General features: G+C 66.9%; 12 protein-coding genes and 1 pseudogene. 10 read left to right on the forward strand and 3 right to left on the reverse strand.

Going from position 1 to position 10,152, the window contains the following annotated elements:
• The 5 genes from tal to pgl form a co-directional block, all read left to right on the forward strand.
• The coding region (tal, locus tag Q0Z66_RS11005; RefSeq protein WP_298041067.1) for a transaldolase at positions 1–1,084 on the forward strand (1,084 nt) is incomplete at its 5' end.
• Positions 1,081–2,688: a glucose-6-phosphate isomerase gene (locus tag Q0Z66_RS11010; RefSeq protein ID WP_298041068.1), complete on the forward strand. Its 1,608-nt coding sequence runs from the start codon at positions 1,081–1,083 to the stop codon at positions 2,686–2,688. The genes tal and Q0Z66_RS11010, both read left to right, overlap by 4 nt.
• 22 nt (positions 2,689–2,710) lie before the next feature.
• Positions 2,711–4,258 carry a glucose-6-phosphate dehydrogenase gene (zwf, locus tag Q0Z66_RS11015; protein ID WP_298041070.1) on the forward strand — a complete coding sequence of 516 codons (1,548 nt, stop codon included), beginning with the start codon at positions 2,711–2,713 and terminating at the stop codon, positions 4,256–4,258.
• The gene (locus Q0Z66_RS11020; RefSeq protein ID WP_298041072.1) at positions 4,255–5,190 is read left to right on the forward strand and encodes a glucose-6-phosphate dehydrogenase assembly protein OpcA; all 936 of its coding nucleotides are present in this window, start codon (positions 4,255–4,257) and stop codon (positions 5,188–5,190) included. The genes zwf and Q0Z66_RS11020 overlap by 4 nt, the downstream gene beginning before the upstream one ends.
• A gap of 5 nt (positions 5,191–5,195) precedes the next feature.
• Positions 5,196–5,978 carry a 6-phosphogluconolactonase gene (gene pgl, locus Q0Z66_RS11025; protein WP_298041074.1) on the forward strand — a complete coding sequence of 261 codons (783 nt, stop codon included), beginning with the start codon at positions 5,196–5,198 and terminating at the stop codon, positions 5,976–5,978.
• Here pgl and Q0Z66_RS11030 read toward each other — a convergent pair.
• Entirely contained in the window at positions 5,972–7,000 is a 1,029-nt protein-coding gene (locus Q0Z66_RS11030; RefSeq protein ID WP_298041088.1) for a DMT family transporter, read from the reverse strand. The two genes, pgl and Q0Z66_RS11030, sit on opposite strands and share 7 nt — an antisense overlap.
• Before the next feature lie 61 nt (positions 7,001–7,061).
• Between Q0Z66_RS11030 and def the strand changes: the two genes are divergently transcribed.
• The 5 genes from def to Q0Z66_RS11055 all read left to right on the forward strand — a co-directional run bounded on the left by def (position 7,062) and on the right by Q0Z66_RS11055 (position 9,686).
• Entirely contained in the window at positions 7,062–7,628 is a 567-nt protein-coding gene (gene def / locus Q0Z66_RS11035; protein ID WP_298041077.1) for a peptide deformylase, read from the forward strand.
• A gap of 57 nt (positions 7,629–7,685) precedes the next feature.
• Positions 7,686–8,216 carry a septum formation family protein gene (locus Q0Z66_RS11040; protein WP_298041079.1) on the forward strand — a complete coding sequence of 177 codons (531 nt, stop codon included), beginning with the start codon at positions 7,686–7,688 and terminating at the stop codon, positions 8,214–8,216.
• Positions 8,217–8,406: 190 nt separating this feature from the next.
• A complete protein-coding gene (locus Q0Z66_RS11045) occupies positions 8,407–8,574 on the forward strand; it encodes a hypothetical protein (protein WP_298041080.1) in 168 nt (55 codons plus the stop codon).
• A 33-nt stretch (positions 8,575–8,607) separates the two neighbouring features.
• A complete protein-coding gene (locus tag Q0Z66_RS11050; RefSeq protein ID WP_298041082.1) occupies positions 8,608–9,429 on the forward strand; it encodes a tyrosine-type recombinase/integrase in 822 nt (273 codons plus the stop codon).
• The gene (locus Q0Z66_RS11055) at positions 9,426–9,686 is read left to right on the forward strand and encodes a hypothetical protein (protein WP_298041084.1); all 261 of its coding nucleotides are present in this window, start codon (positions 9,426–9,428) and stop codon (positions 9,684–9,686) included. Before Q0Z66_RS11050 ends, Q0Z66_RS11055 begins: the two co-directional genes overlap by 4 nt.
• On the opposite strand, the gene Q0Z66_RS11060 is transcribed toward Q0Z66_RS11055, so the two are convergent.
• The gene (locus Q0Z66_RS11060; protein WP_298041085.1) at positions 9,645–9,884 is read right to left on the reverse strand and encodes a hypothetical protein; all 240 of its coding nucleotides are present in this window, start codon (positions 9,882–9,884) and stop codon (positions 9,645–9,647) included. The two genes, Q0Z66_RS11055 and Q0Z66_RS11060, sit on opposite strands and share 42 nt — an antisense overlap.
• A pseudogene (locus Q0Z66_RS11065) lies at positions 9,877–10,152 on the reverse strand (hypothetical protein); the annotation flags it as partial. The gene Q0Z66_RS11060 and the pseudogene Q0Z66_RS11065, both read right to left, overlap by 8 nt.

A 10,152-nucleotide genomic window follows, 5' to 3' on the forward strand; every position in this document is an offset into this window, starting at 1 on the left:
CGCCGGCGTCAGCATCTGGCTCGACGACCTCTCGCGCACCCGCATCAACTCGGGCAACATCGCCGAGCTGATCCAGTCGCGCAACATCTCGGGTGTCACGACCAACCCGACGATCTTCGCCAACGCGATCACCGATAAGAACGACACGTCTTACGACGCGCAGGTCACCGAGCTCGCAGCATCCGGAGCATCGGCGGAAGACGCCGTCTTCGCCGCCACGACTCAGGACGTCGCCGCAGCCCTCGACGTGTTCCGGCCCGTCTGGGAGGCGTCGAACCACGTCGACGGCCGCGTCTCGATCGAGGTCTCCCCCGACCTCGCCCACGACACGGAGGGCACGGTCGCACAAGCCAAGCAGCTCTGGGAGAAGATCGACCGTCCGAACCTGCTGGTCAAGATCCCCGCGACGAAGGCCGGCCTGCCCGCCATCGCCCAGGCGATCGGCGCCGGCATCAGCGTCAATGTGACCCTGATCTTCAGCCTCGAGCGCTATGCCGAGGTCATCGCGGCGTTCCTCGCGGGCCTCGAGACCGCGAAGGCCGCCGGCATCGACCTGTCGACGATCCACTCCGTCGCCTCGTTCTTCGTCTCGCGCGTCGACACAGAGACCGACAACCGCCTCACGGCGATCGGTTCGGAGAAGGCCCTCGCTCTGAAGAGCAAGGCCGGCCTGGCGAACGCCCGCCTCGCTTACGAGTTGTTCGAGCAGAGCTTCGCCACCGATCGCGCCAAGGCGCTGCTCGAAGCCGGTGCCAACGCGCAGCGTCCGCTCTGGGCTTCGACCGGTGTCAAAGACCCGGCGCTGCCCGACACCCTCTACGTCACCGAGCTCGTCGCCCCCGGCGTGGTGAACACGATGCCAGAGAAGACGCTCGAGGCGACCTTCGACCACGGCGTCGTCACGGGCGACACGATCACCGGCGGCTACGAGGAGGCCCGCGAGGTCTTCGCCGGTCTCGGCGAGGTCGGCATCGACTTCGCCGACGTCACCCAGGTGCTCGAGGACGAGGGCGTGAAGAAGTTCATCGATTCCTGGCACGACCTGCTCGCCCAGGTCACCGAGGGTCTCGAGGCCCAGCGATGACGTTCTCTCTGCACGCCTCCGGTGCGGCACGCGTCGCGATCGACGAGGTCGTCCCGCGCCTCGTCGCCGATATGGTCGCCTCCCGCATCACCGCGTTCGACGCCACCCTGTGGGGAGAGGCCGCTGAGGAAGAGGCGTCCAAGCGCCTCGGCTGGGTCGAGGCGGTCTCCGTCTCGCGCCCGCTCGTCCCCGAGATCATTGCGCTGCGCGATGAACTGCGTGCGAAGGGCGTTCGTCGCGTGGTGCTGGCCGGCATGGGCGGCTCGTCCCTGGCTCCCGAGGTCATCAGCCAGACCGCGGGCGTTCCCCTGACGATCCTCGACTCGACGGCTCCCGGGCAGGTCCTGGCGGCTCTCGATGAGGGCCTCGCCGAGACCGTGCTGGTCGTCTCCTCGAAGTCCGGTTCCACGGTCGAAACAGACTCCCAGAAGCGCACCTTCGCTGCAGCCTTCCAGGACATCGGCATCGATCCGACCGAGCGCATCGTGATCGTGACGGACCCGGGCTCTCCCATGGATGCCGCGGCTCGCGCCGATGGGTACCGGGTTTTCAACGCCGACCCGAACGTCGGCGGACGCTATTCGGCCCTCACCGCCTTCGGTCTCGTTCCCAGTGGCCTCGCCGGCGTCGACATCGCGGAGCTTCTGGATGAGGCGGAGGCGACGCTCCTGCAGGTCGCCGTCGACGCAGCCGATAACCCGGCCTTGCGCCTGGGTGCAGCCATCGCCGCCACGAGTCCGCGCCGCGACAAGCTCGGACTGGTCACCGATGGCACCCACATTCAGGGGCTGCCGGATTGGATCGAGCAGCTCATCGCCGAATCCACCGGCAAGGACGGCACCGGCATCCTCCCGGTCGTCATGCTCCCCGTCTCGCCCGAGCTCGACACGCTGCCCGCCGATCTGCAGATCGTCCGTCTCGTCGACAACGCCCACCAGTTCCACATGACAGAGCGCCACCAGGGCGAGATCCTCGTCAGCGGATCCCTGGGCGCGAACTTCATCGTCTGGGAATACGCGACCGTCATCGCCGGCCACCTGCTGGGCATCAACCCGTTCGACCAGCCCGACGTCGAGTCCGCGAAGATCGCCGCACGCGGTCTTCTCGATGCCCGTCCCGAGCCGACCGAACCCGCCTTCGTTCAGAACGGCATCGAGGTGCGCGTCTCGAACCCGGCTCTCGCGAGTTCCGGCGACGTCGAAGCGGTTCTGGACGCCCTGTGGGCAGAACTGCCCGAAGACGGCTACGTGTCGATCCAGGCTTATGTGAACCGTCTCGATCTGGAGCAGCTGCAGGGCCTCCGGGAACTCGTCGCCGCAGACTCGGGCCGCCCCACCACATTCGGCTGGGGCCCTCGGTTCCTTCACTCCACCGGCCAGTACCACAAGGGCGGACCGGCGCAGGGCGTGTTCCTGCAGATCCTGGAGCGCACCGACGTCGACCTCGAGATCCCCGACCGTCCCTTCTCCTTCGGCCAGCTCATCCAGGCACAGGCCGCCGGCGATGCCGGTGTGCTGGCCGATCACGGTCGTCCCGTCGTCACCCTGACGATCACGGATGACTCGGCCGATGTGCTCGCGCTCTTCGAAGCAGCCCAGAAGTAGTCAGTAGGAGAACAGCACCCTGATGACCGTTCCCGTTTCCCGCGGCCACAACCCGCTGCGCGATCCCGATGATCGTCGCCTGAACCGGATCGCGGGGCCCAGCGCCCTCGTGATCTTCGGCGTCACCGGCGATCTCTCGCGCAAGAAGCTCATGCCCGCGGTGTACGACCTCGCCAATCGCGGCCTGCTCCCTCCCGGCTTCGCCCTCGTCGGATTCGCCCGACGCGACTGGGAGGACCAGGACTTCGCCCAGGTGGTTTATGAGGCCGTCAAGGAGCACGCGCGCACCGAATTCCGCGAGGAGACCTGGCAGCAGCTGCTCCAGGGCATCCGTTTCGTATCCGGCGAGTTCGACAACCCGGAGTCCTTCGCGAAGCTGCGCGAGACCGTCGAGAAGCTCGACATCGAACGCGGAACGATGGGCAACCACGCGTACTACCTGTCGATCCCGCCGAAGGCGTTCCCGCTCGTGGCCAAGCAGCTCAAGGACTCCGGTCTCGTGGGCGATGAGCGCAGCGACGACGAGTGGCGCCGCGTTGTGATCGAGAAGCCGTTCGGCCACGACCTCGAGTCTGCACGGGCGCTCAACGAAGCTCTCGAGGTGGCGTTCCCGGCGGACTCGATCTTCCGCATCGACCACTACCTCGGCAAGGAGACGGTCCAGAACATTCTGGCGCTGCGCTTCGCGAACGAGCTCTACGAGCCGATCTGGAACCGCAACTACGTCGACCACGTGCAGATCACCATGGCCGAGGACATCGGCGTGGGCGGTCGTGCAGGTTACTACGATGGCATCGGCGCGGCGCGCGACGTCATCCAGAACCACCTGCTGCAACTGCTGGCGCTCACCGCGATGGAGGAGCCGATCAGCCTCGAGGCGGATCAGCTGCGTGCCGAGAAGGAGAAGGTGCTCGCCGCCGTCCGCCTTCCCGACGACCTCTCCCTCGCGACCGCACGCGGTCAGTACGCGGGCGGTTGGCAGGGCGGCCAGCAGGTCGATGGTTTCCTCGGCGAAGACGGCATGAACCCCGAATCGGTCACCGAGACGTATGCGGCGATCAAGCTCGAGATCGCGAACCGCCGATGGGCGGGTGTGCCGTTCTACCTGCGCAGCGGAAAGCGTCTGGGGCGTCGCGTGACGGAGATCGCTGTGGTCTTCAAACGCGCGCCCGAGCACCTCTTCGGTCGAACGAACGCTGCCGAGCTCGGACAGAACGCCCTGGTCATCCGCGTGCAGCCCGATGAGGGCGTCACGATCCGGTTCGGCTCGAAGGTTCCCGGTGCGGGAACGAACGTGCGCGACGTCACGATGGACTTCGGTTACGGCCACGCCTTCACCGAGGCGAGCCCCGAGGCCTATGAGCGCCTCATCCTCGATGTCCTCCTCGGCGACCCGCCGCTGTTCCCCCGCCATGAGGAGGTCGAGCTCAGCTGGAAGATCCTCGACCCTGTCGAGCAGTACTGGGCCGCCGAGGGCGGACCGCTCGAGCAGTATGCACCGGGATCCTGGGGGCCGGCATCCGCCGACGACCTCCTGGCCCGCGACGGACGAGTCTGGAGACGCCCGTGATCATCGACCTTCCCGATACGACTGTCAGCCAGGTCGCCAAGCAGCTCGTCAAGGTGCGCGAGGAGGGCGGCGCCGTCGCCCTCGGTCGTGTGCTGACACTGGTCATCTCAGCGCGCAACGGTGTCGCCGAGGCGGCCATCGACGCGGCCAACGATGCGTCGCGCGAGCACCCGATGCGCGTCATCGTCGTCACCACCGGCGAGGGCGAAGCTCACCTCGACGCACAGATCCGTGTCGGCGGCGACGCCGGTGCGAGCGAGGTCGTGGTGTTGCACGCCTATGGCGATGCGGCCAGCAATGAGGAGAGCCTCGTGACGGGGCTGTTGCTTCCGGATGCTCCGGTCGTCGCCTGGTGGCCGGAAGAGGCACCGTCGAACCCGGCTTCGTCGCCTCTCGGGCGCATCGCTCAGCGACGGATCACGGATGCCGCGACCGCGACCGATGTCCGGGATCGTCTGGCCCTCCTGGGCGCGGAGCACGCGCCGGGAGACACGGATCTCGCTTGGACACGTCTGACTCACTGGCGTGAGCAGCTCGCCGCGGTTCTCGATCAGCCGCCGTACGAACCGGTAACGGCGGTCGAGGTGCTCGGTGCCGCCGCTTCTCCTTCGACGGCTCTTCTCGCCGCCTGGCTGCGACTGGCTTTCGACGTGCCGGTGGTCTGGCACTACGAGGACCCGGAGCACTGGGAGGCGGGCATCAAGTCCGTTCGTCTGACCCGCGCCAGCGGAGACATCCTGCTGGAGCGCCCGGAGACGAGCGTCGCAGTCCTGACCCAGCCCGGTCAGCCCGACCACGAGCTGCATCTCCCCCGCCGAACGCTGCGCGAGTGCCTGGCCGAAGAGCTGCGCCGTCTCGACGCCGATCTGCTGTACGGGCGAGTGATCACCGACGGCTTGGAGAAGCTCGGCCTTCCGGAAAAGACGGCCTGAGCGCTATGAGCACGAACTCTTCCTCCGAGAAGGTCGTCGTCGTCGAACAGACGCCGGCGGATGTCGCATCCCGCGTCGCGGATCGTTTCCTCACCCGAGTCCGGGCCCGTACGCGCAACGGGCGTATCGCCCATATCGCCCTGACGGGCGGGTCGATGGGCTCGGCGGTGCTGCGCGCTGTCGCTGAGCACCCGAAGTCCGAGAAGATCGACTGGTCGCTCGTGCACTTCTGGTGGGGGGATGAGCGCTTCGTCCCGGCGGCTGACGCCGATCGCAACGCCGGCCAGTCTCGCGCCGCGCTGCTGGACCATATCCCGGTACCCGCAGAGAACGTGCATGAGATCCCGGCGTCGGACAGCGGTCTGACGCTCGATGAGGCGTCCGCAGCCTATGCGGCCGAACTCGAGCGATTCGGCTCGGAGGAGCACCCGTGGCCGTCGTTCGCCGTGTGCTTCCTCGGCGTCGGCCCGGATGGTCACATCGCTTCGCTGTTCCCGGACCGCACCGAGGTGACAGAAACGGATGCTGCGACGCTTCCGGTTCGCAATTCGCCCAAGCCTCCGGCGGAGCGTGTGACGCTCACCCGCCCGGTGATCAATTCGTCCAAGCGCGTCTGGTTGGTGCTCACGGGCGCCGACAAGGCCTCGGCGCTGGGCCTCGCCCTGGCCGGCGCAAGCTACACGAATGTGCCGGCTGCCGGGGCGAAGGGGCGTAAGCGCACGGTCTTCTTCGTGGATCAGGCAGCCGCTTCCGAGGTCTCGGAAGACCTCATCGATCCCGCTTACTGATCGTCTTCGTCGATGGGGTCCGCAACCGGCGAGATGGTTTCGGATCCCATCGGCGTTTCCGCGGCGGTCGTGCTTCCGCGGACGATTCCGAGTTCCTGGCTCTCGTTGATCACCTGCGGGTGGTAGCGCGCGAGGCTGATGACTCCCCAGATCGCGACGGCCCCCGTCACGCCGAAGACGACGAGCGCCCAGGGCGGCGCGGCGGACGTCTCGCCGAGGATGACTGCTCCGATGAGAACCGCGACGAGCGGGTCGACGACCGTGAGACCGGCGATGACGAGGTCTGGCGGACCTGAGCTGTAGGCCGTCTGCACGAAGTAGGCGCCGACCGCGCTGGCGGCGATCAGGGCGATGACGCACACGATCATGATCCAGTCGAACTCGCCCGCCTGGAACCTTTTGATGATGGCCTTGGCGAGCGTGGCGACGAATCCGTAGAGGATGCCGGCACCGATCACGTAGAAGAGTGCGCGCATGCGGTGTCGAAGCACCAGCCAGCCCCCTCCGAGCACGATGATCACGACGAGGAGGATCGCGAGGATCGTGAGAAGCTCTGTGTCGGCGATCGGTCTCTCGACGGCGTAGAGCGCCGCCACGGCGACGAAGACGAATATGCCGCCCACGCAGGCGATGAGGGCGGTGAGCGAGCGTTTCGTCGGTGCGTGACCGGAGACGTGCGCGTTGAGCAACGTCGTCACGACGAGAGCGATCGCTCCGAGAGGCTGAACCACGGTGAGCGGCGCCATCGAGATCGCGGCGAGCTGGCAGACGATCGCCAGTCCGAGCATCAGGGTGCCGATGATCCAGGAGGGCCGGGTCAGCAGACGCTTCAGCTGAGCCCCGCTTAACCCGCTCGTTCCGTCTGCGCCGCTGAGTCGTTCGACCTTGGTGACGCCCCGGTGCTGGTACTGCGCGCCGAAGGACATGAAGACGGCACCGGCGAGTGCCAGCGGGATGCCGAGCAGCAGCGCCGGGTTCTGGAACACGCCGATCAGCTGATCGCCGACCTCTTCGACGGACATCACGACGGCTGCGCTCACAGTACGACCTTACCCGGCGTCTGCGGCGCATTAGAGTTGTGGCGTGGCTGTTCTTCCGATTCGCATCATGGGCGATCCTGTCCTGCACTCCCCCGCATCTGCCGTCGCCGAGATCGACGATGAGATCCGTCAGCTCGTCGCCGACATGTACGAGACGATGGATGCCGCGCCCGGTGTGGGTCTCGCGGCCCCTCAGGTGGGTGTCGGCCTGCGCATCTTCACGTACTCCTATGTCGACGATGATGACCGTCCGTGGCGGGGCGTGCTCATCAACCCGACGCTGTGGATGATCCCGACGGAGCCCGGCTCCCCCGATCCGGATGACGAGTCCGAGGGGTGCCTGTCCTTCCCGGGCGAGCGCTTCGCACTCCGACGCTCAGATCGTGTACGTGTGATCGGCACCGACCTCGACGGTGAGCCGGTGGAGATCGAGGTCGATGGCTGGCGTGCGCGCATTCTCCAGCACGAGTTCGATCACCTCGACGGCATCCTCTACATCGATCGGCTGTCGGACAGCGATTGGAAGACGACGCAGAAGATCGCGCGCAAGCGCGGCTGGGGGCGTCCTGGCGCCAGCTGGCTGCCGGGAGTCGACGACCTCGAGGGATAGGGTTGACAGCGGCGCTCTTCGTTCGCCGCTCACAGTTACCCGAGGAAAATCCCCACTATGAACAACTCCCGTATTCGGCGTGCCCTGGCGACGGCCGGCACCGCTTCCCTTCTCGTCGCCTCGCTCACGGGCTGCGGAATGCTCGATTCGATTGCGGGTGCCGATACGCAGCGCGATGACGCCGGAAACGTAACCGAGAGCTCCGAGATCGACATCTTCGCGCTGCAGGTCGGCGACTGCCTCTCCGAGTCCGGCATGACGGGCGATGAAACCGCCAGTGCGCCGGTGGTCCCCTGCTCGGAGCCGCACCCCTACGAGGTCTACCACGAGTTCGAGCTTGCGGATGGCGAGTTCCCCGGCACCGAGGCCATCGAGCCGCTGGGCGTCGACGGATGCCAGACCGCTTTCGACGGCTTCGTGGGGCTCGCCTGGGAGGAATCGACGCTCGACTACACCTGGTTCGAGCCGACGGAGCAGAGCTGGAACGGCTCGGATGACCGCCTGATCCAGTGCATCATCGTCGAGGTCGACGCGACCGGCAGTTCGCTGGTCGATGTCGTCGGATCGCTCGCCGGCGTCGCACGCTGACGCGCACCGCGTTCTGAAGGAAGGCTCCGTCCCACGGGCGGGGCCTTCCTTCTTGTCCGGTGGTCGGGAAATGAAGAAGGCCCCGTCTTTCGACGGGGCCTTCTTCTCATCTGCTCCCCGAGTTGGACTCGAACCAACAACCTGCCGATTTCAAGCCTGTGATCAATCTCGACAGCTGGAGGACAGCAGCATGATGCCGATTCACGTGGAGCACTCCTACGTTCAGCAGGTCGCCGAGTTCGTCCTGGCCGGCGATGTCGAGCTGGCGCGGTACGCCGCGATGACGTTCGCGGCCGCGCGGGACGCATACCCGACGAGCGCCGAACTCGTGGCGGCGGCTTCGGCACTCTCGGCCTAGACCTCATGTGCCGTTCCCGGCATACATGAGGGCATGACTCATATGCACAATGACGACATCATCAGCCGCTTCGAACAGTGGATGCTCGGCAGCTCACGCGCGGACGGGACGATCCGTCTACGCCTGCAGCACGTGCGCAGGCTCGGCCGGCGAGTGCAGCTCACACTCGCGGACGGCGAGCACATCGAGGCGGCGCTCGGTGCGACGAGGCACCTAGCGCCGGACACGCGGCATTCGATCCTGGCGTCATGGCGGCTGTTCTACCGGTGGGCGGTCGGCAAACGATACGTGCTCGTCGACCCTATGGCGATGATCGAGGGCATACGCGTCCCGGTGCGGATGCCGCGCGTCGCGCCTGACCGTGCGATCACCGACGCGCTGCGCGGCGCGAGCGCACGAGACCGGGCGCTGGTCATGCTCGGCCGGTATGCGTGCCTGCGGCTGAGCGAGCTCACGTGCCTGCACATGCGCGACCGTGACGGCGACCGGCTGCGCGTGCTCGGCAAGGGCGATAAGGAACGCATCGTGTACGCGAACGACGACCTGCTGTTGACGTTGAAGCGCCTCGAGCGGGAGCAGCCGCGCGGCCATTACTTCCCCGGCGCGACGGACGGACACATGCATCCGCAATCGGTGCACAAGATCATCAAGCGGCTGACGGGCTGGCATCCGCACTCGCTGCGGCATGCTGGCGCGACGGCCGCGTACCGGGCGACCGGCGACCTGCGGGGCGTGCAGGACATGCTCGGGCATGCATCGCTCGCGACGACTCAACGCTATCTGCACCTCGACGACGACGCGCGCCGGCGGATCGCGGCGGCGACGACGATCGAGGCCGCTAGGATCGCCGCATGAGCACCGACACGCACGAGGCCCGGGTCACTTCCGTTGAAGCTATCGCTTGGCTGATCTTCGGCATCAGTGCCGCGGTCTACGTGATTGCGTTCCTGATCACGGTGAATGCCGGCTACCTCCAGGACACGACGCTCTCCGAGGGCTGGATGGTGTTTGCCGGGATGATCGCTGGCTTGTCGTTCGGGCCGGCGATCATCCTCACGGGCATCCGTCAGCTAGTCCCCGCTCTTCGGGGTGTTCCTCGCGGCGAGAACTAGCCCGCCGACTGCGAGCAGCGCGGCCGCGATGTTCAGCACGTGCGCGCCGACCTCGGGCGTGAACACACCGAGCAGGACGAGCAACGGAACAGCAGCGGCGACGAGGCCATAGAGCCATGCTCGGACGGCCGGCGACGGCACCCACCGGTTCGGGGTCGCGGTCGCGCGTGCCTCGGCGCGGGTGGTCGGTTCAGTCATGGTGTGGGCCTCTCTGCTCGATGGTGTGGATGCGCGCCGACATCGCGCGCTGGTCGTCGAGGACGATGCGTTGGACGGATCGGACGCCGCGTAGCTCTTCGCGCATGCCGCCGATGTCGCGGCGGAACTCGCGGAACCACTCGCTTATCTCGTCGTGGCGTTCGTCGAGTTCTTCGCGAAGGTTCGTCGTGTGGTCGTTCTGAACTTGGCGCTGTATGGCCTTCACCCGGCGGTTCGTGCGCGTGTTGATGACGGCGACGAGCACGAG

This window comes from uncultured Microbacterium sp., assembly GCF_947632095.1.
GTDB lineage: Bacteria > Actinomycetota > Actinomycetes > Actinomycetales > Microbacteriaceae > Microbacterium.